At 50.2% G+C, this 23575-nt stretch carries 24 protein-coding genes; 15 read left to right on the top strand and 9 right to left on the bottom strand.

The features are described 5' to 3' along the window. Positions 1-61: 61 nt before the first annotated feature. Positions 62-409 (bottom strand): monothiol glutaredoxin 4, encoded by a 348-nt coding sequence (gene grxD / locus E4Z61_RS04435; protein ID WP_003832760.1) that lies wholly within the window; start codon positions 407-409, stop codon positions 62-64. A 332-nt stretch (positions 410-741) separates the two neighbouring features. Here grxD and E4Z61_RS04430 point away from each other — a divergent pair, with 332 nt between their 5' ends. Both E4Z61_RS04430 and sodB read left to right on the top strand, forming a co-directional pair. Next, positions 742-1572 (top strand): C40 family peptidase, encoded by an 831-nt coding sequence (locus E4Z61_RS04430; protein ID WP_135321708.1) that lies wholly within the window; start codon positions 742-744, stop codon positions 1570-1572. 127 nt (positions 1573-1699) lie between these two features. Then, positions 1700-2281: a superoxide dismutase [Fe] gene (sodB, locus tag E4Z61_RS04425; protein ID WP_135321707.1), complete on the top strand. Its 582-nt coding sequence runs from the start codon at positions 1700-1702 to the stop codon at positions 2279-2281. A 40-nt stretch (positions 2282-2321) separates the two neighbouring features. Here sodB and E4Z61_RS04420 read toward each other — a convergent pair whose 3' ends face one another. After that, positions 2322-3491, bottom strand: a complete 1170-nt coding sequence (locus E4Z61_RS04420) for an MFS transporter (protein ID WP_135321706.1) — start codon at positions 3489-3491, stop codon at positions 2322-2324. 176 nt (positions 3492-3667) lie between these two features. Next, positions 3668-3757, bottom strand: coding sequence for a cytochrome bd-I accessory subunit CydH (gene cydH / locus E4Z61_RS04415; RefSeq protein ID WP_003029209.1), 90 nt, complete (start codon positions 3755-3757; stop codon positions 3668-3670). 297 nt (positions 3758-4054) lie between these two features. Between cydH and purR the strand changes: the two genes are divergently transcribed. Next, positions 4055-5080 carry an HTH-type transcriptional repressor PurR gene (gene purR, locus E4Z61_RS04410; RefSeq protein WP_135321705.1) on the top strand — a complete coding sequence of 342 codons (1026 nt, stop codon included), beginning with the start codon at positions 4055-4057 and terminating at the stop codon, positions 5078-5080. 17 nt (positions 5081-5097) lie between these two features. On the opposite strand, the gene punR is transcribed toward purR, so the two are convergent. Beyond that, positions 5098-6009 carry a DNA-binding transcriptional activator PunR gene (punR, locus tag E4Z61_RS04405; protein WP_135321704.1) on the bottom strand — a complete coding sequence of 304 codons (912 nt, stop codon included), beginning with the start codon at positions 6007-6009 and terminating at the stop codon, positions 5098-5100. A 111-nt stretch (positions 6010-6120) separates the two neighbouring features. Between punR and punC the strand changes: the two genes are divergently transcribed. Continuing rightward, positions 6121-7326: a purine nucleoside transporter PunC gene (punC, locus tag E4Z61_RS04400; RefSeq protein WP_135324874.1), complete on the top strand. Its 1206-nt coding sequence runs from the start codon at positions 6121-6123 to the stop codon at positions 7324-7326. A gap of 285 nt (positions 7327-7611) precedes the next feature. Then, complete coding sequence (cfa, locus tag E4Z61_RS04395) at positions 7612-8760, top strand: cyclopropane fatty acyl phospholipid synthase (RefSeq protein ID WP_135321703.1); 1149 nt, start codon at positions 7612-7614, stop codon at positions 8758-8760. Positions 8761-8802: 42 nt separating this feature from the next. Here cfa and E4Z61_RS04390 read toward each other — a convergent pair whose 3' ends face one another. Next, the gene (locus tag E4Z61_RS04390) at positions 8803-9450 is read right to left on the bottom strand and encodes a riboflavin synthase subunit alpha (protein WP_135321702.1); all 648 of its coding nucleotides are present in this window, start codon (positions 9448-9450) and stop codon (positions 8803-8805) included. Between the two features lie 217 nt (positions 9451-9667). Between E4Z61_RS04390 and mdtK the strand changes: the two genes are divergently transcribed. Beyond that, entirely contained in the window at positions 9668-11041 is a 1374-nt protein-coding gene (mdtK, locus tag E4Z61_RS04385) for a multidrug efflux MATE transporter MdtK (protein WP_135321701.1), read from the top strand. Between the two features lie 44 nt (positions 11042-11085). Here mdtK and E4Z61_RS04380 read toward each other — a convergent pair whose 3' ends face one another. Continuing rightward, positions 11086-11784, bottom strand: a complete 699-nt coding sequence (locus E4Z61_RS04380; RefSeq protein WP_135321700.1) for an RluA family pseudouridine synthase — start codon at positions 11782-11784, stop codon at positions 11086-11088. Positions 11785-11927: 143 nt separating this feature from the next. Between E4Z61_RS04380 and E4Z61_RS04375 the strand changes: the two genes are divergently transcribed. From E4Z61_RS04375 to E4Z61_RS04360, 4 genes are all read left to right on the top strand, one after another. Then, positions 11928-12236 carry a monooxygenase gene (locus tag E4Z61_RS04375; protein ID WP_135321699.1) on the top strand — a complete coding sequence of 103 codons (309 nt, stop codon included), beginning with the start codon at positions 11928-11930 and terminating at the stop codon, positions 12234-12236. Between the two features lie 355 nt (positions 12237-12591). Beyond that, positions 12592-13086 (top strand): putative pterin-binding protein, encoded by a 495-nt coding sequence (locus tag E4Z61_RS04370; RefSeq protein ID WP_135321698.1) that lies wholly within the window; start codon positions 12592-12594, stop codon positions 13084-13086. A gap of 17 nt (positions 13087-13103) precedes the next feature. Then, positions 13104-15068: a putative bifunctional diguanylate cyclase/phosphodiesterase gene (locus E4Z61_RS04365; protein ID WP_135321697.1), complete on the top strand. Its 1965-nt coding sequence runs from the start codon at positions 13104-13106 to the stop codon at positions 15066-15068. Positions 15069-15137: 69 nt separating this feature from the next. Continuing rightward, entirely contained in the window at positions 15138-15620 is a 483-nt protein-coding gene (locus E4Z61_RS04360; RefSeq protein WP_135321696.1) for a glutathione peroxidase, read from the top strand. A gap of 16 nt (positions 15621-15636) precedes the next feature. Here the strand turns inward: E4Z61_RS04360 and E4Z61_RS04355 are convergent, their stop codons facing one another. After that, positions 15637-16209 carry a TetR/AcrR family transcriptional regulator gene (locus E4Z61_RS04355; RefSeq protein ID WP_135321695.1) on the bottom strand — a complete coding sequence of 191 codons (573 nt, stop codon included), beginning with the start codon at positions 16207-16209 and terminating at the stop codon, positions 15637-15639. A gap of 99 nt (positions 16210-16308) precedes the next feature. On the opposite strand from E4Z61_RS04355, the gene E4Z61_RS04350 reads away from it, so the two are divergent. The 4 genes from E4Z61_RS04350 (at position 16309) to trpS (ending at position 21668) form a co-directional block, all read left to right on the top strand. Beyond that, a complete protein-coding gene (locus E4Z61_RS04350) occupies positions 16309-17199 on the top strand; it encodes an ABC transporter six-transmembrane domain-containing protein (protein ID WP_135321694.1) in 891 nt (296 codons plus the stop codon). A 133-nt stretch (positions 17200-17332) separates the two neighbouring features. After that, positions 17333-18442, top strand: coding sequence for an AI-2E family transporter (locus E4Z61_RS04345; RefSeq protein ID WP_135321693.1), 1110 nt, complete (start codon positions 17333-17335; stop codon positions 18440-18442). Between the two features lie 118 nt (positions 18443-18560). After that, the gene (locus E4Z61_RS04340; RefSeq protein WP_135321692.1) at positions 18561-20345 is read left to right on the top strand and encodes a diguanylate cyclase; all 1785 of its coding nucleotides are present in this window, start codon (positions 18561-18563) and stop codon (positions 20343-20345) included. Positions 20346-20663: 318 nt separating this feature from the next. Next, entirely contained in the window at positions 20664-21668 is a 1005-nt protein-coding gene (gene trpS / locus E4Z61_RS04335) for a tryptophan--tRNA ligase (protein WP_135321691.1), read from the top strand. Here the strand turns inward: trpS and E4Z61_RS04330 are convergent. Then, entirely contained in the window at positions 21654-21839 is a 186-nt protein-coding gene (locus tag E4Z61_RS04330) for a hypothetical protein (protein ID WP_135321690.1), read from the bottom strand. The two genes, trpS and E4Z61_RS04330, sit on opposite strands and share 15 nt — an antisense overlap. A gap of 223 nt (positions 21840-22062) precedes the next feature. Here E4Z61_RS04330 and E4Z61_RS04325 point away from each other — a divergent pair, with 223 nt between their 5' ends. Next, positions 22063-22446 (top strand): cupin domain-containing protein, encoded by a 384-nt coding sequence (locus E4Z61_RS04325; RefSeq protein ID WP_135321689.1) that lies wholly within the window; start codon positions 22063-22065, stop codon positions 22444-22446. Positions 22447-22524: 78 nt separating this feature from the next. On the opposite strand, the gene E4Z61_RS04320 is transcribed toward E4Z61_RS04325, so the two are convergent. After that, a complete protein-coding gene (locus E4Z61_RS04320) occupies positions 22525-23565 on the bottom strand; it encodes a ParB/Srx family N-terminal domain-containing protein (protein WP_135321688.1) in 1041 nt (346 codons plus the stop codon). Positions 23566-23575 lie beyond the last annotated feature (10 nt).

The following is a 23575-nucleotide window of genomic DNA, read 5'->3' as shown; positions in this document are numbered from 1 at the left end:
TCAGCGATGGTTCACAGGCATAAAAAAAGCGACCGGCCGGTCGCTTTTTTGTCTCTGCTGATTATTCAGCGTCCGGCTCTTCGGTTTTGTACTTCGCCGCTGTTTCTTTGATAAGCTGCTGCAGTTCACCGCGCTGGTACATTTCGATTAAAATGTCGCAGCCGCCAACCAGCTCACCATCAACCCACAACTGCGGGAAGGTTGGCCAGTTTGCGTATTTCGGCAACTCGGCGCGAATATCCGGGTTTTGCAGAATATCAACATAAGCGAAGCGTTCACCACAGGCAGACAACGCCTGCACGGCCTGAGCGGAGAAACCGCAGCTTGGCAGTTTTGGAGAACCTTTCATATACAGGAGAATCGGGTTTTCAGCGATCTGGCGCTGGATTTTTTCGATAGTGGTGCTCATTATCTTGCTTCCTTAAACTTCTTTTACGGCAGTAGTCTGACATTGTAGCGGGTCAGGCAGGTAACGGAAAATAACATTTTCATTACGGTTATTATTTTATCGCCAGTCGTTAAAAGTTGCATTCATAATCTCACTTACCCCCTTAAAGCATGCAGATTTGATTATCTGTTCACCAGTTTTACCTTTATTTGCTGTTTTTTTTTGCGGTCAGTAGCGAAACAAAGTATTAAACGAAAAAAGCTATTAAGTTTCCCGTTTCTATAGATTAGAATCATCAAGCTTTGAAAATCACACGCAGGCATGATAGACCTGCCTTAACAGAGGACTGCTCAGTGGCGCGGATAAACCGAATCTCGATCACGCTCTGTGCTTTGCTTTTTACCACACTCCCTTTTACGTCAGTGGCCCATGCTTCCAAGCAGACCAGGACGACCCCTACTGTTTCCCATACCATCAAAACGGTAGATAAAAAGAAAAGCGCGACAGCCAGTAAAAAAGTGACACAAACCACCAAGAAAACGGCTAAAAAGACCACCAGTAAAACCAGCACTAAAACCGCTTCTTCTTCCAAAAAACGCACAGCGACTCCAGCAAAATCAACTAAAACGGTCAACCGTCGCGGTAAAACAGCGACTGCACAGACCGCTGCTGTGACCTGGACTGAAAAATGCACCCCGCGCAAAGGTCACAAACCGCGCTGTGTAAAAGTGAAATCGACAGCCCCGGTAGCCCTTGCCGATACTCATAAAGTTAAAGTGCAAAAAGCGACCAAAACCGCCATGTCTACCCTGATGAACCAGATCGGTAAACCCTACCGCTGGGGTGGCTCATCACCAAGAACCGGCTTTGATTGTAGCGGTCTGGTCTATTACGCGTATAAGGATCTGGTGAAGTTCCGTATTCCGCGTACCGCCAATGAAATGTATCACCTGCGCGACGCTGCACCGATTGACCGCGACGAGCTGAAAAACGGCGATCTGGTGTTCTTTCGCACCCAGGGCCGCGGCACTGCCGATCACGTTGGCGTCTACGTCGGTAACGGTAAATTTATCCAGTCTCCACGCAGCGGCCAGGAAATCCAAATCACCTCCCTGAGCGAAGATTACTGGCAGCGCCACTATGTGGGTGCTCGTCGAGTGATGACGCCAAAAACAATTCGCTAAAAACTTACCCTACCGCGTGTGCTGTAGGGTAAGTTCTTCTTTTGCATAACCTTTCAATTTGCTACCCTATCCTTACTCACAATGAGGCTATTGTGTGTACTCAATATAAATAATAAGGAGAGAAGCAATGTCGTTCGAATTACCTGCATTACCGTATGCCAAAGATGCTCTGGTCCCGCACATTTCTGCTGAAACGCTGGAATACCACTATGGCAAACATCACCAGACTTACGTTACTAATCTGAATAACCTGATCAAAGGCACGGCGTTTGAAGGCAAATCACTGGAAGAGATCGTTCGTAGCTCTGAAGGCGGTGTGTTTAATAACGCAGCCCAGGTCTGGAACCACACCTTCTACTGGAACTGCCTGGCACCAAACGCGGGCGGCGAACCGACCGGCGAACTGGCCGAAGCCATTGCCGCATCCTTTGGCAGCTTCGCTGACTTCAAAGCGCAATTCACCGATGCTGCTATCAAAAACTTCGGTGCTGGCTGGACCTGGCTGGTCAAAGGTACCGATGGCAAGCTGGCGATCGTTTCCACCTCAAATGCCGGTACGCCGCTGACCACCGATGCGACGCCGCTGATGACCGTTGATGTGTGGGAACACGCCTACTACATCGATTATCGCAATGCGCGTCCTGGCTACCTGGAACATTTCTGGGCGCTGGTGAACTGGGCGTTTGTTGCGAAAAACTTCGCAGCATAAAAAAGATAGCGCAGAAGGAGACCCCTTCTGCGTTTTTGCATTAATTCGCGGTAGTGATAGCCTCTTCAGGCTGTTTTCTTGCTGAAACAAAGACCAGTAACAGAGCCAAGCCCGCCACAATCGCTCCCATCACCGGGACGAAACTGTAGCCTAATCCGCCGGATATCACCGCCCCACCGGCCGCAGCGCCCAAAGCATTCCCCAGATTAAACGCGCCAATGTTGACCGATGATGATAAACCCGGCGCTTCGCTGGCAACGCGCATCACACGCATCTGCAACGGCGGGACCACCGCAAACGTTGCCGCCCCCCATACCACCATGCTGATTGCTGCGCCCAGTTCACTACGCGCCAGTAACGGGATCGCCAGCATAATCACCATCAGTAGCAGTAAGAAGCCCTTCAGTGTGCCGTTGACTGAGCGGTCTGCCAGTTTGCCGCCCAGATAGTTACCGATTGAAAACCCGACGCCAATCAGCACCAGCATTCCGGTAACAAAGGCCGGCGTGGCATGAGTAATGCTGTGCAGCACCGGTGAAATGTAAGTATAAAGCGTGAACATCGCGCCGGCCCCCAGAACGGTCGTCAGCAGAGCCGACAGCACCTGTGGACGCATCAGCACCGCCAGCTCTTTGCGCACGTCCGGGCGCTTTCCTGCCCCACCTTTCGGTAATGAGAAGAACAGGCTGACCATTGCGATGACGCCAAGACCCGCAGTGGCCATAAACGACATGCGCCAGCCGATGGTTTCACCCAGCCAGGTGGCCGCTGGAACGCCGCCAATATTGGCGATGGTTAACCCCATAAACATGGTAGCAACGGCGCTAGCCTGTTTGTGCTTTGGCACCACGCTTGCAGCCACTACCGAGCCGAGGCCAAAAAAAGCACCATGGTTAAGACTGGTCAAAATACGCGATAACATCAGGGTGGTGTAATCCGGCGATATTGCCGACAGCACGTTGCCCAGCGTAAAAATCGCCATCAGAAAAATAAGCGCCTTACGGCGCGCACGGTGAGAAAGCAGCAAGGTCATTAGCGGTGCGCCGACCATTACCCCTACCGCATAGGCACTTATTAACATGCCTGCCGCCGGAATCGAGACATCGACACCTTTAGCAATGACGGGCAACAATCCCATTGGCGAAAATTCGGTCGTGCCAATGCCAAACGCCCCAATTGCCAACGCTAGTAAAGGATAATTGATTTTCATACCGCGACTCCGTAACGTCGAGCCGTGGCACGACATAAATTAAGAGTCAAAAGCATGACACTGATCGCAAAATTAATAAAGTTAACAAAATTGCAAAAGACTTTTGCTTATTTGCAAACAATAGAAAAGGAAGAGTAAGCGGAAAAGATGAGGGAGAGCTAACTCCCTCGGGGAAATCAATGCAGCGCTGCGGTCAGGCCACCCGCGACGATCAAACCCAGAACAATAATGGTAGTGACTAACGAAAATTTCAGATCGGTGCTCATCAAGTTTTCTCCTTTTTATTCCCACACAAAAAGTGATATTGCGCATTTTTACACACTTGAAAGCAAAAATCTCTCACGATTTATATTGATAACTGCTTTTAACTCTTCCCCTTTTCGTTAAGATCAGACAAAATTCCACGCTTACTTAATTAGCGTACCGGCCATTGACCCCTTCCTGACGTTCCGTGTCGTTTTCCTTGGCGTACCGCAACCCTGATGTTGCGCGAAGGGTGTGTAAGGCAAACGTTTACCTGGAGTATTCTCAGGAGCTTAGGATATGGTCTGGAGTGAGATGTAATGGCAACAATTAAAGATGTGGCGAAGCGAGCAAACGTTTCCACTACAACCGTATCACACGTAATTAACAAAACACGCTTTGTCGCGGAAGAGACGCGCAATGCCGTTTGGGCAGCGATTAAAGAGTTACATTACTCCCCAAGCGCAGTAGCGCGCAGCCTGAAGGTGAATCACACCAAATCAATCGGCTTGCTGGCGACCAGCAGCGAAGCTGCCTATTTTGCGGAAATTATCGAAGCTGTTGAGAAGAACTGTTTCCAGAAAGGCTACACCCTGATTCTGGGAAACGCGTGGAACAGCCTCGAAAAACAACAGGCCTATCTCTCCATGATGGCGCAAAAGCGCGTGGATGGCCTGCTGGTGATGTGTTCAGAATATCCTGAGTCGCTACTTTCCATGCTCGAAGAGTATCGCCATATTCCGATGGTGGTAATGGACTGGGGCGAAGCCAAAGCCGACTTTACCGATACGGTCATTGATAACGCCTTTGAAGGCGGCTATATGGCAGGTCGTTATCTGGTTGAGCGCGGTCATCGCGAGATTGGCGTGATCCCAGGTCCTATGGAGCGCAACACCGGAGCCGGTCGTCTGGCTGGTTTTATGAAAGCGATGGAAGAAGCGCTGATTAAAGTCCCTGAGAACTGGATTGTTCAGGGTGATTTTGAGCCTGAATCCGGGTATCGCGCCATGCAGCAGATCCTCTCCCAGTCACATCGCCCGACCGCCGTTTTCTGTGGTGGCGATATCATGGCGATGGGCGCGCTCTGCGCCGCGGACGAGATGGGCTTACGCGTCCCGCAGGATGTGTCGCTGATTGGTTATGACAACGTGCGTAATGCCCGGTTCTTCACTCCGGCATTAACCACTATTCACCAGCCGAAGGATTCCCTCGGTGAAACAGCCTTTAACATGCTGTTAGACCGTATCGTGAATAAGCGCGAAGTGTCGCAGTCAATTGAGGTGCATCCGCGCCTGGTAGAACGTCGCTCCGTTGCAGACGGCCCGTTCCGCGATTACCGTCGTTAATCTGTTGCGCGGGGGCCTTATTCTGGCTCCCGCAACCACTCTTTATTCAGCGTTTCGCTGTCCCCTAAATAGTCCAGCAGCCAGCCCAGCGCAGGCGAGGTATCATTCTGCTGCCAGGTCAGGCAACAAGCGGCATCAGGAAAGGGATTCTCAAGCTGTAGCGCGACCCATTTACCGCTGTCGATCCACGGTTTAGAAAAATGCGTCGGCACCATCCCCACACATAGCCCCGCCGATAAACAGGTAGCGGATGACTCCCAGTCGGGCACTACCACCCGCTTTTGGTTATCCAGCAGCCAGGTGATGCGCTTTGGCAGCGTGCGCGAAGTATCTTCACGCACCAGCGACGGCCAGTTGCGCAACGTGTCGTCGCTGAGCGGCCCGGGCATCGACGCCAACGGATGATGGCTCGCTACCACGCAATTCCAGCTCAACATCCCCATATCGCGAAACGTGTAACGTCCCCCCACCGGAATGGCCTGCGTCGCGCCAATAGCCAGTTCCACGCGCCCATCTGACAGTGCATCCCAGACGCCGTTAAACACCTCCTGAAAAACGAGTAATTCCACATCATCAAAATGACGGTAGAAATCCACAATCATCTGCCGGGTCCGTTCCGGCCGGACGATATTATCGACCGCAATCGCCAACTGCCCGCGCCAGCCGTTAGCAATTTGCTGACATTGCTGACGGGTGATCTGCATTTTTTTGATAACAGACCGCCCTTCTTTTAAAAACCACGCCCCGGCGGGCGTTAATTCCACATCCCGATGGCGGCGTTCAAAAAGTGGCACAGCCAGCCACTCCTCCAGCTGTCGCACGGTATAGCTTACCGCCGAAGGCACACGGTGCAACTCCTGGGCGGCAGAGCTAAAGCTGCCGTTACGCGCAACCGCATCAACCACTTCAAGGGAATATTCCGACCACATACTCTGCCTGCAAAAAATTTGAAATCAGTATGCAAATATTAGCGTTTCACAGCAAGAATTACACTCACTACACTCAGCGACACTGTTTTACTACTAAAAAGAGAAATGATGATGCAACCTGGAAAAGGGTTTTTAGTCTGGCTGGCAGGTCTTAGCGTGCTCGGTTTTCTGGCAACGGATATGTATTTGCCAGCATTTGCGGCTATTCAGTCCGATTTGCAAACCCCTGCGTCTGCCGTCAGCGCCAGCCTTAGCTTGTTCTTAGCTGGTTTTGCCGTCGCGCAACTTCTGTGGGGGCCTCTCTCCGACCATTATGGTCGTAAGCCCATTTTACTGCTGGGCTTATCCATCTTCGCGCTGGGCAGTCTCGGTATGTTATGGGTCGAAAACGCGACCGGCTTGCTGGTATTGCGCTTTATCCAGGCCGTTGGCGTTTGTGCGGCGTCGGTCATCTGGCAAGCGCTGGTTGCCGATTATTATCCCTCACAAAAAGTTAACCGTATCTTTGCCACGATTATGCCTCTGGTCGGATTATCGCCTGCGCTTGCGCCATTGTTAGGCAGTTGGATCCTGATGCATTTTTCCTGGCAGGCTATCTTTGCCACCCTGTTTGCAATCACCTTGATCCTGATGCTACCGGCCCTGCGCCTGAAGCCGACGACAAAAGCGCGTGACGATAGTCAGGATAAACTCACCTTTGCCACCCTGCTGCGCTCCAGAACATACCGTGGCAATGTGCTGATTTATGCCGCCTGCTCCGCGAGCTTTTTCGCCTGGCTGACCGGCTCGCCGTTTATCCTGAGCGAGATGGGCTATAGCCCAGCCGTCATTGGCCTGAGCTATGTGCCACAAACTATTGCCTTTTTGATAGGCGGATACGGCTGTCGTGCCGCATTGCAAAAATGGGAAGGCCGCCAGTTGCTACCTTGGCTGCTCATCCTTTATGCCGTGAGCGTTATCGCCACCTGGGCGACCGGCTTTATTCACCACGTTGCACTGGCCGAAATCCTGATCCCATTCTGCGTGATGGCAATAGCGAACGGTGCGATCTACCCCATTGTCGTCGCTCAGGCGTTACGTCCCTTTCCTCAGGCAACAGGACGTGCCGCCGCACTGCAGAACACGCTGCAACTCGGTCTATGCTTCCTGGCGAGCTTGATCGTTTCGTGGTTAATCAGCACGCCGCTGTTCACCACTACCAGCGTCATGCTATCAACAGTGTTACTGGCCGCGCTGGGTTACAAAATGCAATCGCAGAAAGAAAGTGACTCTCTGGCAGATGAGGTGTCTACGGTTGCACACGGCGAGTCACATTAATAACACAAATTATTAATTAGCTGGCTAACAGTTTTCTATTGAATCGCCCAAAATTGAGGCCTATACTGATTCTCAGTTGTTAAAAAAACGATAATTTTTATGTCTTAACGGGAACAAGCACGTTCCCGTTTAACCATGGATGGTCTTTTCGGTAAGGGTTCCTCCCTTCCTCTGTTCTACGTCGGATAATAGATTCACAGATTAATTCCGTGAAATTTCTCACAAGACCAAAAAAGCGTCTACGCTGTTTTAAGGTTCTGATCACCGACCAGTGATGGAGAAGCTATGAGTTCATCGTGTATAGAAGACGTCAGCGTACCGGATGATGACTGGTACCGAATCACTAATGAGTTGTTGAGCCGTGCGGGTATTACGATTAATGGTTCTGCGCCGGCGGATATTCGCGTTAAAAACCCCGTTTTTTTCAAACGTGTTTTACAAGAAGGTTCGCTGGGTTTAGGTGAAAGCTATATGGATGGTTGGTGGGAATGCGATCGTCTGGATATGTTTTTTACCAAAGTCTTACGCGCAGATCTGGAAAGCCAACTCCCCCGCCATTTCAAAGATACTCTCCGTATCGCAACGGCGCGTCTGTTTAATCTACAGACTAAAAAGCGCGCGTGGGTTGTCGGCAAAGAGCACTACGATCTTGGCAACGATCTCTTTACCCGCATGCTCGACCCCTATATGCAGTATTCCTGCGCCTACTGGAAAGATGCCGACACTCTGGAAGCTGCCCAGCAGGCGAAGCTCAGGATGATTAGCGAGAAATTGCAGTTGAAGCCAGGAATGCGCGTGCTCGATATTGGTTGCGGCTGGGGAGGCCTGTCCCAGTTTATGGCGGCACAATACGGCGTGAGTGTGGTGGGCGTGACGATTTCAGCGGAACAACAGAAACTGGCGCAGGCGCGCTGTGAAGGGTTGGACGTTACTATTTTACTCCAGGACTACCGCGACCTGAACGACCGCTTTGACCGCATTGTCTCCGTCGGTATGTTTGAGCATGTGGGGCCAAAAAACTACAACACCTACTTTGATGTGGTCGATCGCAATTTAAAGCCAGATGGTCTGTTTTTGCTGCACAGTATCGGTTCAAAGAAAACTGACAATAACGTTGACCCATGGATCAACAAATACATTTTCCCTAACGGTTGTTTACCATCGGTACGCCAGATTGCCAACGCCAGCGAGTCACATTTTGTGATGGAGGACTGGCACAATTTTGGTGCGGATTACGATACCACGTTGATGGCCTGGCATGAGCGTTTCATGGAGAGCTGGCCGGAGATTGCCGATAATTATACTGAGCGTTTTAAACGCATGTTCAGTTATTACCTCAACGCCTGTGCCGGTGCGTTTCGCGCACGTGATATTCAGCTTTGGCAGGTGGTTTTCTCTCGCGGTGTGGAACACGGCCTGCGCGTTCCACGCTAGTTCTTTCGGCCCCCGTTCGCGACGGGGGCTTTTCATCATGACTCAGGCCCCAGCCTCACCGGTGATGTTGCTGATCGCGCTTTCTCGCGCGGCCAGCACGCGCTCAACGGTATCCACAACCGCCTGCGTTTGCGGGTCGATTTCGATATTAACCCGTGCGCCCAGCTTTTTCTTGCCAAGCGTCGTACGCTCCAGCGTTTCCGGGATCAGATGCACGCAAAAGCGCGTCGGCGTCACTTCACCGACCGTCAGGCTGATGCCATCAATACCGATAAATCCTTTATACAGGATGTATTTCATCAGCGACGTATCCTGGACCTTGAACCATATCTGCCGATTATTCTCGGAGGTCAGAATTTTCGACACCTCGGCGGTGGTCATAATATGACCCGACATTAAGTGTCCGCCAATCTCATCGCTGAATTTAGCCGCACGCTCAACGTTGACCAAATCCCCGACCTTCAGGTCGCCCAGATTGGTAATACGCAGCGTTTCTTTCATCAGATCAAAGCTTATCTGGTTGCCGTTAATTTCGGTTATCGTCAGACAACAACCATTGTGTGCCACCGATGCGCCCGTCTCCAGCCCATCCAGCATGTATTCAGGTAACTCCACTACATGCGTGCGAAAATTTGGTTTTTCATCAACAGACACCAGTTTCGCGGTGCCCTGCACAATACCCGTAAACATACCTCTAACTCCTGAACGTAATTAAGACATCTCTGCTGAGCACAATAGCAGGTGAAAATTGCGGTTGCCAGCAATGCACCGCCCCCACCTGTTTTTTCACTGGAGAATTACGTATTCCTCGCTACAATAGACTGCAATTTCCCCTGTATTTTCTTCTTGCTGCCCTATAAGGCGGCTTTTTTAGTCTCTCAAATAACAACAATATAATGGTGTAAACGTGCAAAAGTATGTAATTGAAGCGCGTCAGTTATTAGCTCTGGCAATTCCGGTGATTCTTGCGCAAATCGCCCAAACCGCAATGGGGTTCGTCGATACCGTCATGGCGGGCGGATACAGTGCGACGGACATGGCCGCCGTTGCTATCGGGACCTCCATCTGGCTCCCGGCCATTCTTTTTGGTCACGGTCTCCTGCTGGCTCTGACGCCGGTTATTGCGCAACTTAATGGCTCTGGTCGCCGCGATCGCATTGCCCATCAAATACGCCAGGGTTTCTGGCTGGCGGGCAGCGTTTCCGTGCTGATCATGGTGGTACTGTGGAACGCGGGGTACATTATCCGCTCCATGCATAACATCGATCCGGCGCTGGCCGATAAAGCCGTAGGTTATTTGCGCGCGCTGTTGTGGGGCGCGCCGGGCTATTTATTCTTCCAGGTTGCCCGTAACCAGTGTGAAGGTCTGGCCAAAACCAAACCGGCGATGGTGATGGGTTTTCTTGGTCTGTTGGTGAACATTCCTGTTAACTACATTTTCATCTATGGTCACTTTGGCATGCCAGAACTCGGCGGCGTAGGCTGCGGCGTAGCCACCGCTGCGGTGTACTGGGTGATGTTTATCGCCATGCTTTCCTACGTCAAACGTGCGCGTTCGATGCGTGACATTCGCAACGTAACTGGCTTCCAGAAGCCAGATACCGCAGTAATGAAGCGCCTAATCCAACTGGGCTTACCGATTGCTCTGGCGTTATTCTTTGAAGTGACGTTATTTGCCGTGGTGGCATTGCTGGTCTCCCCACTGGGGATCGTTGACGTCGCCGGACACCAGATCGCGCTGAACTTTAGCTCGTTAATGTTCGTCCTGCCGATGTCGCTGGCAGCCGCCGTGACTATTCGCGTCGGTTATCGTTTGGGCCAAGGTTCAACGCTTGACGCGCAAACTGCGGCAAGAACGGGGTTAGGCGTCGGTGTTTGCATGGCGGTGATGACCGCAGTCTTTACCGTGACATTGCGTGAGCAAATCGCCCTACTCTACAACAATAATCCTGAAGTCGTGACGCTGGCGGCACAGCTCATGTTGCTGGCCGCCGTGTATCAGATATCAGACTCGATTCAGGTTATTGGCAGCGGTATCCTGCGTGGGTATAAAGATACGCGCTCCATTTTCTTTATCACCCTGACAGCATATTGGGTTCTGGGTTTGCCGAGTGGGTACATTCTTGCGCTGACCGACTTGGTGGTTGACCGCATGGGACCCGCTGGTTTCTGGATAGGCTTTATTATCGGTCTGACCTCTGCCGCAGTCCTTATGATGCTGCGTATGCGCTACCTGCAACGCCAGCCGTCCGCTATCATTTTACAACGCGCTGCGCGATAACCCCCACATTAGCCGCCGTCCGGCGGCTATTCTCTCTAACGTGTTCAGAACGGACTGGCATTCTGCGCGTTAATCCACTTTTCGCTGACGGGATGTTTAAAATGCAACTCGCTGGCGTGCAACATCAGTCGCGGCGTCAGTTCAGTGCCAGGCAATAAACGACCACCATACAGATCGCACCCCCAGATAGCGTGTCCCAGATACTGACAGTGAATACGTAACTGATGGGTGCGACCAGTTTCGGGGAAAAGCTGTACCCGCGTTAACGGCAGTAACGTCCCGTCTTCCAGCGAGTGATGCACGCGCTCGACGACCCGATAGCGGGATCGTGCGGGCTTACCCTTGACGGCGCATATCGACATCAGCGGGAACAGCGCCGGATCTTTGGCAATGGCGGCGTCTATCATCCCTTCATCATTGTCCAGATGTCCGCATAGCAAAGCGCTATACACCTTGGTGACAGCACGCTGGCTGAACTGCTGGCACAGCGCGGCATTGATCGCCTTGTTGCGAGCAATCACCATCAGCCCGGACGTACCAAAATCCAGCCGATGAACCAGTGTACAGCCGGGGTAAATTTGAACCAGCCGGTGATGTACCGAATCCAGGTTTTGTGGATTTTTCCCCGACAGACTCAGCAGCCCTGTGGGCTTGTTGATGAGGAGCAGGTGATCGTCCTGATAGAGGATCTCTATCTCGTCATGGCACGGCGGAGCGATAAAGGTATCAATAATGGTAGACATCAGGCTGCCAGGATAGAGTGCGGGAGCGGATCATAACGAATTTTCATCCAACTGGCGAATTAGCGAGACTTTGCAGTTTATTGTGCAATAAATTAAAAATAAGATAGAGGCTTACCCACATCAGCGTTTTCCATGGAGGAGTTATGTCGAACACACTATTGCAGTTGCACTTTGATTTTCAGGGTCCGTTTGGTGCAGAGATGTCACGTCAGCTTGTCGACCTAGCTGAGTCCATTAACCAGGAGCCCGGTTTCATCTGGAAAATCTGGACAGAAAACGAAGAAAATCAGGAAGCCGGCGGCATCTATCTGTTCCAAAACAAAGAAACCGCGCTGGCATATGTCAAAAAGCATACCGCCCGTCTGAAGCTGCTGGGCGTGGAAAACGTAAATTTCAAAATCTTCGATGTCAACGAGCCGTTAACGCGCATTAACCACGGACAGGTTGAGTAACAAAGCCAGGTCTCGATGATTTGCTACACAGCACACGATTGAAGTCTAAGATGGTCAGGGTTGTAACAGCAGCCCTGTGCCTGCAAAAAATAAACCCTTATATTCGTGCGTGTTAATTCACACGGGTTAAACAGGTGGTTTGTTTTTGTACAAACACAATAAAATTTAGCGTAATTCAAATAATAGCCGTACCTTTTTCTATTATAATTAAAAAACAAGGTAAAACTAACTCATTGATTTTAATGAATTAAAGTATGGAGGTACTTATTACATCAATAATTACCAGGCAGCATATATAAATAGCATGATATCTAAATTATAATTCTTTTACATCCGGTAGTCTGGTGAGGTTAGAATGCGTTTAATTGTCATGTTGTTAAGCTTTGTGGTCTCCACCCAGGTCTGGGCGGGTGAAGTTTCCAAACCTGCCGGTAAAGTCCTTTTAACCCTTTCTGGTAATATAGAAAATACAAATGAAGACGGGAAAGCCGTTTTTGATATCGCCAGCCTTGAAAAACTGGGCATGGTCACCTTCCAGACAACCTCTCCCTGGTACAATGGACGCACTACCTTTACGGGTATTCCATTGCAAAAACTGATGGATTATGTTGGGGCTAACGGTACTGTCGTAAAGGTCACCGCACTCAATGACTACACCACTGTTATCCCACTCAATGATTTTAAGAAATACAATGTTATCCTTGCTTTAAAAATCAACGGAAAATATATGCGCATCCGTGATAAAGGCCCGTTATTTATTGTTTATCCCTATGACAGCATACCTGAACTGAATAATCAGATTTATTATTCACGATCGGCATGGCAGGTCAATAGAATGGATATTGAGTAGACGTTCAGAGGAACATCATGAACAGAATACTGGCTGGAATTATATTTTTTCTTTTTATATCTACCGGATATATCTCTTTCCTTGTGCATGAAAGGCAACAAGAGTTACAGAAACTGACTCATTACACCGATTCATGGTCTGCTGCACAAATGGTATCTGAATATTACCGATTCGAGTCATGGCTTGGTCTTTACACTATCGATGATACGATGAAGCTCGATGATGTACGCCTGCGTCTCGACATTATGCTCAGCCAGAGTGATGTAATGAAAGAAGGTGATTTAGGGCGTTTTATAGAAAGCAATAAAGCGCATCGTGAGCTGGCTGTAAAACTTGAAAAGACCCTTAATTATCTGGATGTTCACTTAGAGAAAATGAACCGTTCAGAACTCCAGACATACCTGAAAACAATGCATACGCTGGATTCGCCACTGGGTCGTCTTTCATCCGGTGCGTTAAACAAAGATGTTAACTCGATTAATAACGCTAACATCAAAATTCAAACTCTGTATTATATTTACTCAGCGACGTCTGTACTGCTGATAATACTGAGTGCAATACTGGGTGTTCTGATTTTTTATCAGAACAGAAATATTCTGCGGGCGCATCTTCAGGTTAAGAATCTTGCTGAAGCACTCCAGAAATCCAAAGAGAAATTGCAAGTCCAGAATGCAAAACTGGAATATGATGTCTACCATGACTCTCTTACCGAGATGAATAACCGCCAGTTTTTCTGGGGGAATTTAAATAAAACAATCGAGATAGCAGAAAAGAATAACAACTCTGTGACTGTGATGTTGTTTGATTTAGATCGATTCAAGGAGGTAAATGATACGTATGGCCATGATGCCGGTGATATGTTATTACGCCAGATATCCCATCGCCTGATTTCGATGAGCCTTGCTTCAGATACGCTTTACCGCTTAGGTGGCGATGAGTTTGCGTTTCTCTCGAGTGGTCTGACAGAAAGTCATGCTGTTTCGCGAGCCCAAAAAATATGTAATTTTATCAACCAGCCCTACACCATTTATAACACGATTATAAACATAACCACCTGTGTTGGCATTGTTATCTCGGAAACTGAACGCCGATCCGACTATCTTTATAAATTTGCCGATCTGGCACTTTATGAAGCCAAAAGTGAAGGCTCTGGTAAGATAAAAGTCTTCCGGCAACGAATGTTAGACAAGCTGCAAGAAAGCAGAACCCTTGAGCATGATATGGCAATGGCGTTAGTGAATAAAGAATTCGTGGTTTATTACCAGCCTATTGTCGATTCTTTCAGCCGGGAAATTTACAGCTATGAAGCCCTTATTCGTTGGATACATCCCCTAAAGGGCCTCTTGTCGCCGGACACCTTTATTCCTGTTGCTGAAAAAACAGGAATGATTAACGAAATGGGGAAATCTGTGCTCGAAATTGCCTGCAGGGAAGCGGCTTCCTGGGCGGTTCCGGTTAAGATTTCAGTCAATGTTTCTCCTGTCCAGCTAAGCAGCAAAGCCTTCGCCGGAATAGTCCTGTCCATTCTGAAAGAGACAGGACTTCCGGCTGACCGTCTTGAACTGGAAGTGACTGAATCCTCTCTCTTTACTGAGAGCACTACGCCGCTGAATACACTTAACAAGCTCAGATCTCAGGGCGTAAAAATCTCCATCGATGATTTTGGTACTGGATACTCTTCCCTTTCACGACTGAGTAGGCTTGCCTTCGATAAAATCAAAATAGACAAGTCCTTTGTGCATTCGATCTCTACGCAGGAAGACGCCCTTAATATCATAAAACTCATCACCGGTATGGCGAAATCCCTTAACATGAAGGCGGTTGCAGAAGGTGTTGAAACGCAGGAACAACTGGAAAGTCTTCAGGCACTCGGCTGCGATTTCGCACAAGGGTATCTGTTTGGTAAACCACAACCCTGCGTCGATGGGGAAATAAGATACGGTCAAATCGTACGAATAAACAGCAGAGGCGCGATGCCATGAAGGCCTGCTACCAGGCTCATGCCATCAGTGCCTTCGACGTCAAACAGATACTGCTCTGAGGATCCCAATATGACCCACTTTCATCAACTTACCGCCACCAGTCTGCGTGGCCTGCCCATCTCTATGGCCGACTACGCTGGTAAACTGGTTCTGGTGGTGAATACCGCCAGCCATTGTGGCTTCACGCCACAATACGCAGGCCTGGAAGCACTCTACAAGAAATACGCCCCACAGGGTCTGGTGGTACTTGGCTTCCCCTGCAACCAGTTCGGTAATCAGGAACCCGGCGGCACAGAGGAAATCGCGCAGACCTGTCACATCAACTACGGAGTAAGCTTCCCGATGTTCGAGAAAGTTGAGGTTAATGGCGCAGCTACGCACCCAGTGTTTCGTTACCTGAAACACGAATTGCCCGGCGTGCTGGGTGGGCGAATCAAGTGGAACTTCACTAAGTTTCTAATCGGGCGCGACGGTAAACCGCTCAAGCGTTTTGCACCGTTCACCACGCCAGAGAAAATGGAAAGCGCAATTCTTGCTGCGCTTGAAATCTAAGAATATGCGGACTGGTTTACAACATATGCCCGATAAAGTCGTGTAAATCGTCGTTGGCCAACTGACATTTTTCCGGTGAAGGGTGAATAATAAGGTTCTCTGAGTAGCCGTTAAGCATGGCAACGAACTGGCGCGTGACACGTTCAGCATCAACCGCCCGGAACGCTTTCATCTCTACGCCTTCACGAATTATCCCGACTATCATTTCCATCCAGCAATTCATATTGCGATCTGCAAGCTCGGCATAGGCCACGTCATGACTCGCGAGGCGCCACAAGGAATCATAAAGCTGCCAGACGGCATCCGGACCTTCAGGAAGATAATATTTGATAATCACGCTCAACTTTTCGTGGGATTCACGACCGGTTAAAGACTCGGTTAACTCTTCCAGCTCTTTCTCCATGTATCGCCCCAGCGCGGCGAGACACAGTGACTGCCAATCCTTAAAGTAGTGATAGATGTGGCTGCGCGAAAGACCGAGATGTTCAGTTAACTCCCGAGTCGTCACCTTTTCTATCCCTTTTTCAATAAACAGCGCCACTGCGCCATCCAGAATCCGTGTTTTCAGTTCTTCTGTCTTTTTTTTCATCAGCCCAACCTGCATTGACTTTGAGCAATTGCTCAAATACACTCATCATTCAATAATTGAGCAACCGCTCAATTATTAATTTTAACAGAATCACAAATAATGATAAGCCTGAATAATCACGAAAAATCTGCGACCGTATACAGTGCGGTTGGCACACTTAAATCCCTGGCCCGCCGTCACAGTAAAAAACTCCTGGTCACTTTTCTTCTCGTGGTTGCCGAGAACCTGACGTACCTGTTGTACCCGCTAATGGCTGGATTTGCTATTAATGCGATTATTGCGGGTAATGCCTTACACGCTGTTTTTTATGCCGTTGTGGTATTTATTATGTGGGCCATTGGGGCTGCCCGCCGCAGTGTTGATACCCGAACATTTACCCGGATCTATGCTGAGCTGGCCGTTCCCGTTATTCTTGCGCAACGTCGGGACAATCAGAATACGTCTACCATTGCTGCACGAGTCGCGCTTTCCCGGGAGTTCGTCGATTTTTTTGAAAAGCATCTGCCTGCGCTGATCACATCTATCGCTTCTATTCTGGGGGCCGCAATAATGCTGCTGGCTATTGAGTTCTGGACGGGAATTGCCTGCATTGCCATTCTTGCATTCTTTTCACTGTTCCTGAGTGGTTATACGCGAAAGAACGAAGCGCTTTTCTTGCGTCTGAATAATCGGCTTGAAAAAGAGATAGCCATGGTGAACAACGCGTCTCCCTCTCCGCTCGGCAGGCATTACCGTCTATTGTCCCGGCTGCGTATTTGTCTGTCCGACCGTGAAGCGCTTGGCTATCTGTCCATTGGCATCGTGGTTGCCCTGTTATTTGGTATGACGATCCTCATCATGACGCTGGGCGGAGGTGCTGATGCTGGTCACATATACTCGGTTATGACGTATATGTGGATGTTTGCCATGAGCCTTGATGACGCTCCACAGCTGTTGGAAAAGTATTCCCAACTCAAAGATATTGGTAAAAGAGTCAATACCGGACATTAATACACTGCGGCCTACGCACAGCGAAACAACGTCCGTTTAGCTCAACGCGTCCTGACACCACAACAGTTGCAGGTTGGTAAATCCCCTCAACAGTTCTATAGTCGGGACTGCTTCTTATTTACAGGATCCCCTGATGCGCTTTAACGGACTGACCAAAGGTTTCTTCATTTTCATCCTCGCCCTTGTTACCTGGGCATTCTTTGATGTGCTGTCCCCCTACTTTTCCGCCATTTTGTGGGCCGCGATATTAACCACCATTTTTAATCCGGTGAAAAACAAACTGCGCAGCGCGCTGGGCGATCGCAACGGGCTGGCATCGCTTATTACCATCGGCATTATCTGCCTGATTGTCTTTATCCCTCTGATGGTGATCCTGTCGTCGCTGGCGATTGAACTGAACGTGGTGTACACCAAGCTGCAACAGAACAACACGCAGTTTCCGGAAGTGGTCACCGCGATCCTGTCGTACCTTCCTGACTGGGCCAGAGGGTTCCTTACGGATCACAATCTGGATAACGTTGCGCAGATCCAGCAAAAACTTTCCGACATCGCATTACAGGGAGGACAGTATCTCGCCGGTAGCGCGTTCCTGATCGGTAAAGGGACATTCGGTTTTGCCATCAGCTTTGGCATCATGCTGTATCTGTTGTTCTTCCTGCTGAAAGACGGGCCGTACTTGGTACGTCAGATTCTGGATTCCTTACCACTTACCGATTTCGCCAAACAGCACTTGTTTGCCAAATTTGTTGGTGTTACGCGGGCCACGGTAAAAGGTACAGCGGTGGTCGCGGTGGTTCAGGGCACGCTCGGCGGTATTGCTTTTGCCATTGTGGATATTGACGGTAGCGTGCTATGGGGCGCACTGATGGCATTTCTCTCGCTGGTGCCTGCTGTGGGTTCGGCTATTGTCTGGGTGCCGGCAGCGATTTTCCTTTTTGCCACGCAGCAGGTGTGGCAGGGACTGTTTATCGTCGGATTCTTCGTGATTATCGTTGGTCTGGTGGACAACATTCTGCGCCCATTGCTGGTGGGTAAAGACACCAAAATGCCGGATTACCTGATTTTGATTAGCACCCTCGGTGGAATGGAGATTTATGGCATCAATGGGTTTGTGATTGGACCGTTGATTGCAGCGCTGTTTCTTGCCAGCTGGAACCTGTTTTCCGGGCGCGATCATGCCGGTAATGTGGAAGAGATAGATAAAGCTTTCATGGAAGAGGGAAAAAATCCTCCAGATTTATAAAGGCATGACGATAACAAAGGGCGACTGCAGGTCGCCTTTTTTATTTTCGCGCAAAATCATACATTCCCTATAATTTCAATCATGCACATTCATTAATCGTCGCAAAAGGAACAAACAGGTGCGAATAGCCACAATAACAAACTGGGCCTACAGCGCGACGGTATGCCTGACTATCGCTTCTGGCGTGATCATGCTGATGGCGTCCAGCGCCGATAACACCGAACGCCAGGCCGTAGAGCAGCGCTATACATTCGATCAACTAACCGAAGAAGTGGAAATCGATGCCTGGTCGCTGTCCGATCTGGCACGCCTGTACGTTGTCAGTAAAGATCCTGACGCGCTTCAATCCTATCAACAAAAAGAAGCCTCGCTGAAAGCCGTTGAGCACCGGCTGACGAAACTGAAAGACACTGGTGCAACGGGTGAAGAATTGGCACTGTTGCACGAAGGATTGCAAATTGTTGATGCGCTCCAGAACGAACAAGAGACCGCACTCGCAAGCCTCTCGCGTGGGGAACAGGCTCAAGCTATCACCCTGCTCTTCGGCAAACCGTATGAACAGGAACTTGAGCGGGCGCAGGACAAGATAGACCATTTCCGCCAGATGCTCGACAGTCGCGTACGCAACGCCATTGAGGACGCCACGCAGACGTCCCGCATGCTGCGCACGCTGTCCGAAGTTATGGTCGGGCTAACGGCTCTGCTGTTTTTGTTCGTCCTCGGCTTTATTTTAAAACGCCGCGTGCTGCGCCCCGTTGTACGCCTGAGTGACGTCGTTCACCGACTCGCCTCGCAGGATTACGCTGTTGAAACACCTAACTTTAACCAGATTGATGAAATCGGCGATATGGCGCAGGCTATCCGCATTTTCCGCGAGAACGGCCTGGTACGACAGCGGCTGGAAAAAGAGCGTGATGCCGACTGGGCGATACGTGAACTGCTGGCGCGGATGACTCAGCGTTTACAAGGCTGCGAGAACTTTGCTGACGTGATCAATGTTGCACAACTGTTCGCGCCGAATATCGCCCCCGGCGTCGCTGGACGGCTTTACATTCTTGACCGGGACCCGTGGCAAATGCGCTGTGTCGCCAAATGGCTTTCACCGCAGGGAAAAGCGGACGCATTCCACCCGGATGAATGCTGGGCCGTGCGTCGCGGGCAGAGTCATCCCCCGGTCCACGGCGAGCCGGATATCGCCTGTTACCATCTGCCGGAATCATGCCTGGATCACACGCTGTGCGTTCCGCTGATTGCTCAGGGTGAGGCTATCGGCCTGCTCTCATTTCAGAATCTCAGCGATGACACCGCGCCTTCCCGTGCGTATCTTGAGCTGATGGCAGAAGCGCTCGGCCTGGCACTAGCCAACCAGCGTCTGCGCGATGCGTTACTGGAAAAAGCGCTCTACGATCCACTGACCGGCCTGCGCAATCGTCATCATCTGGACGACTCCTTACGCACCCAGATGGGTCAGGCGATACATAATCACGAACCGATCAGTTGCCTGATGATTGATATCGATCACTTCAAAGATATCAACGACCGTTTCGGTCACGAAGCGGGCGACGGTGTGATCAAGGGCGTTGCCGCCATTATTCAGCGCGCCGTGCGCGACAGTGGTATGGCCTTCCGCTACGGTGGCGAAGAGTTTCTGGTACTGCTCAGCGGCATGGGTGAAGAAGAAGCTAGCTACGTGGCGACGGACATCTACAACGGCGTACACGAGCTCACGCTGCGCTTTGGGGCATCGGACATCAGCCATATTGATGTGTCTATTGGTGTGGCCAGCTACCCGCAGCACGCCCAGAGCGATAACCTGCTGCGTGCCGCAGACGTGGCTCTGTATCGCGCAAAAGAGTTGGGCCGTTCGCGTATTGTGAGCTTTGGTATGCTGGAAGCGAGTTAAACGCTGACACGATGGTTCGTCTCGGATGTTACTGCACACAGCAGCATAAAAAATACGAAGTTGCGCGTTGTCGTGGCATGGTTGCCACGACATCTGAGCAGCAGGCGTTCAAGGCTGACATGGCTTTACCTCTTCACCACACCATGATATGTTCATCAAATGAATACAAAACACAATGTAAACAGTTTTAATCACAACCTGTGGTGGCTGCCTTCTTGAAGGCGGCTTGAATGTGTTTTCCTCATTTTAAATAACCGCCGAAAGGCGGTTATTTGCATTTCAAAGGCCCCTTTCGGTTTGCTACTTAAGGAGTCTTACATGAACAACAAAACCATTATTCTTACTGGCGATCGTCCAACCGGTCCGCTGCATCTCGGCCACTTTGTTGGCTCGCTGCGCCAGCGCGTTGCCCTGCAACACGATTATCAACAGTTTGTGCTGGTCGCTGATCTTCAGGGTCTCACCGATAACGGCAGCAATCCGCAAAAAATACGCGACAACATCCCCGAAGTTCTCGCCGATTATCTCGCCGCAGGAATTGATCCGTCACTCACGACAATCTGTTTACAGTCTGCACTGCCGGCCCTTGCTGAGCTAACGGCACTTTATATGAACATCGTTACTGTGGCGCGCGTGGAGCGCAACCCTACGGTGAAAAATGAAATTGTGCAGAAAGGCTTTGCTCGTTCGCTGCCGGTCGGTTTTCTGGTTTATCCCATCAGCCAGGCGGCAGATATTACTGCCTTCAAAGCGAAAGTGGTTCCCGTTGGCGACGATCAGTTGCCGATGATTGAACAAACGAATGAAATCGTACATAAAATTAACAGTCTGTTGCCCACGCCTGTGTTACACCATTGTAAAGCCATGCTGAGCGAAACCAGCCGCCTCCCGGGTATCGACGGTAACGCCAAAATGTCGAAATCGCTCGGCAATACGTTACTCCTTTCGGCCAGCGAAGAGAGCATTCATCGCGCAGTCAGCGCAATGTACACCGATCCTCACCATTTGAAAGTAACCGATCCAGGGCAGATCACCGGCAACATGGTGTTCACCTATCTGGACGCATTTCACACGAATAAAACAAAAGTCGCAGAGATGAAAGCAAACTACCAGCAAGGTGGATTAGGGGATAAAACCTGCAAAAACGAGCTGGAGCTTTGTTTACAAGAACTCATTGCGCCCATGCGCGAACGTCGTGCAACCTACATTCAGGATAAAGGCATGTTGATGGCGCTGTTGCAAAAAGGGAGTGAGCGGGCGCACGACGTCACGCAGAAGACATTAAGGGAAGTGAAGCACGGGCTGGGCTTACCCGTTTTCTGACAAGCGCAATTTTCCGCTTCTCAGCAGCGCCATCTCTTGCTTGCAGAGCAGTACCACAGCCTGGCGTCCCTTTACGCGACGGGATGTCAGGGCCCTTTTCACCGTACGGCGATTTGCACCAGATTCCAGCATCTGAAAACACATCAGGGAGAGCGCATGGTTGTTTTTCATCAAAAATTCACTTGGTTGAGTTAGTCAGTATCGTGACGGCAGAAGGCCAATATTTTACGCTAATCCGGGCACAGCTTAAACCCGGTCTGCTCGCACGTCCTGTTGCCATATTGAATATGAGCCTTCTACAACAAAGTTCGCCGAGCCGAAATAGAACAAAAAACAACCAGACTGATATAATTGAAGTGCAGCCATGCGCGAAATCAAGCTAAGGAGGTGCGCAATGGACAAAGCAGATGTGAAATCATTCGATATTCCGGACGAGGTTCGCGAGTTTGCGAATGGACGGTTAGAACTGCTCAATATCGGCGGTGCGATCGTCGGACGTGCAGTGTTGGAGCCCGGCTGGCGATGGGCAACATCGATCCAATCGATAGCGGGAACAAAGAGTTGTGAAGCCCCGCATTTTCAATATCACGTTGCCGGAGTGCTGCGAATAAAAATGGACGATGGCAGTGAATTTGATTGCCGCCCCGGAGATCTGTCACGCATCCCTCCAGGGCATGATGCCTGGGTCGTCGGGGATGAGTCGGTGATCATTGTCGACTTCCAGGGCATGGTCGACTGGGCCAGACATAAAGATACCGACTGTAACGACTCGCCATGATGCCAAAAAGCCCCGGATGCTCGCGACATTCGGGACTTGCAGAGCAAGTTATCAAAGACGTTTTACAACCTGACGCTATTAACCGTTAACCCGATTAACTATTTTTTCTCGATACTCTTCCAGATGATGTTTTTGCAAAAAACCATCCAATTCCTGAGCCCAACGCACCCCCTCCCCCAGAATAGCCCGACTATGGGTTGAGGAGTAGAAGTAACGTGTGTCGTAGAGATTAATCAGTGTCTGGTTGATGGCATGAATACCCGCTTCGGTGTTATTGCGCAGTTGCTTTTCCAGCGCCCGAAGGATTCGTTCCTGGTGCACAGGATCGCCAGAGATTACGCGTTCATTCAGCTCACTTATCACCAAAAATGAGGGTGGGATCTCTTCAGTTATCGCCGCATGTAAACGGTAATGCCCATCCAGAATCACAAACGATCCCAATCCGCCGATATATCTGAGCAGTATTGGCGGCAACGTCCCTTCGCGACATTTTTTACGCCACCATTTCAATCTTCCGGCATCCGCGTTGATCGGATATCGCCCTAGCAGAAGATCATTTCCCCACCACCAGTCGGCCAACCTGACCTTATGCGGATGCACAAGATCTGGAAAATCTTCACCATACAGCGTCCAGCGGTAGCCTACGTTGCCAACACTTTCAGGTGAATCAAAGCGCCACTCTTTTACAGGCACAGACGAGTGCAATGGACGAGGCGATGAACGTGGGCTCAGAACCATCGGACTTAGCAGCCAGCGGCGAGGTGACAACAGTGGCACGGGTGCCTGCATCAATTGACGCAAAAAGTAACGACACCATTCGCGGGTCCAGACTTCTTCCCCTTTGCCTTTTATCTGTTCGATATTTTCAGATGTCACTGCGGGCAATAATCCCTGACTACCCGAATGATCTGTATTAAATACCACCCAGGCCCCCGAATGGTCTTCCAGCATCGACGCCCAGAATAGTGTCTCTGCGCCGGCCTGCAGTGCCATTCGTCCATTACGCCCACTGAGCATTTCCAGTGCCTGCGTTTTTTTCGGGCTTTCCTGGAGCGTTAGCTCAAGGCCTTGCCAATAATTATCGCGAACAAACAGGTCTTTCCACCAATATTCAGCCATTATCATCATC

The organism is Citrobacter tructae, assembly GCF_004684345.1.
Classification (GTDB): domain Bacteria; phylum Pseudomonadota; class Gammaproteobacteria; order Enterobacterales; family Enterobacteriaceae; genus Citrobacter; species Citrobacter tructae.
This window is presented reverse-complemented; position numbering and strand designations above follow the sequence as displayed.

Coding starts and splice junctions, on each gene's coding strand:
- grxD (WP_003832760.1), bottom strand. CDS start 409: ATGAGCACCACTATCGAAAAAATCCAGCGCCAGATCGCTGAAAACCCG.
- sodB (WP_135321707.1), top strand. CDS start 1,700: ATGTCGTTCGAATTACCTGCATTACCGTATGCCAAAGATGCTCTGGTC.
- E4Z61_RS04420 (WP_135321706.1), bottom strand. CDS start 3,491: ATGAAAATCAATTATCCTTTACTAGCGTTGGCAATTGGGGCGTTTGGC.
- cydH (WP_003029209.1), bottom strand. CDS start 3,757: ATGAGCACCGATCTGAAATTTTCGTTAGTCACTACCATTATTGTTCTG.
- purR (WP_135321705.1), top strand. CDS start 4,055: ATGGCAACAATTAAAGATGTGGCGAAGCGAGCAAACGTTTCCACTACA.
- punR (WP_135321704.1), bottom strand. CDS start 6,009: ATGTGGTCGGAATATTCCCTTGAAGTGGTTGATGCGGTTGCGCGTAAC.
- punC (WP_135324874.1), top strand. CDS start 6,121: ATGCAACCTGGAAAAGGGTTTTTAGTCTGGCTGGCAGGTCTTAGCGTG.
- cfa (WP_135321703.1), top strand. CDS start 7,612: ATGAGTTCATCGTGTATAGAAGACGTCAGCGTACCGGATGATGACTGG.
- E4Z61_RS04390 (WP_135321702.1), bottom strand. CDS start 9,450: ATGTTTACGGGTATTGTGCAGGGCACCGCGAAACTGGTGTCTGTTGAT.
- E4Z61_RS04380 (WP_135321700.1), bottom strand. CDS start 11,784: ATGTCTACCATTATTGATACCTTTATCGCTCCGCCGTGCCATGACGAG.
- E4Z61_RS04375 (WP_135321699.1), top strand. CDS start 11,928: ATGTCGAACACACTATTGCAGTTGCACTTTGATTTTCAGGGTCCGTTT.
- E4Z61_RS04370 (WP_135321698.1), top strand. CDS start 12,592: ATGCGTTTAATTGTCATGTTGTTAAGCTTTGTGGTCTCCACCCAGGTC.
- E4Z61_RS04365 (WP_135321697.1), top strand. CDS start 13,104: ATGAACAGAATACTGGCTGGAATTATATTTTTTCTTTTTATATCTACC.
- E4Z61_RS04360 (WP_135321696.1), top strand. CDS start 15,138: ATGACCCACTTTCATCAACTTACCGCCACCAGTCTGCGTGGCCTGCCC.
- E4Z61_RS04355 (WP_135321695.1), bottom strand. CDS start 16,209: ATGAAAAAAAAGACAGAAGAACTGAAAACACGGATTCTGGATGGCGCA.
- E4Z61_RS04350 (WP_135321694.1), top strand. CDS start 16,309: ATGATAAGCCTGAATAATCACGAAAAATCTGCGACCGTATACAGTGCG.
- E4Z61_RS04345 (WP_135321693.1), top strand. CDS start 17,333: ATGCGCTTTAACGGACTGACCAAAGGTTTCTTCATTTTCATCCTCGCC.
- trpS (WP_135321691.1), top strand. CDS start 20,664: ATGAACAACAAAACCATTATTCTTACTGGCGATCGTCCAACCGGTCCG.
- E4Z61_RS04330 (WP_135321690.1), bottom strand. CDS start 21,839: ATGAAAAACAACCATGCGCTCTCCCTGATGTGTTTTCAGATGCTGGAA.
- E4Z61_RS04325 (WP_135321689.1), top strand. CDS start 22,063: ATGGACAAAGCAGATGTGAAATCATTCGATATTCCGGACGAGGTTCGC.
- E4Z61_RS04320 (WP_135321688.1), bottom strand. CDS start 23,565: ATGGCTGAATATTGGTGGAAAGACCTGTTTGTTCGCGATAATTATTGG.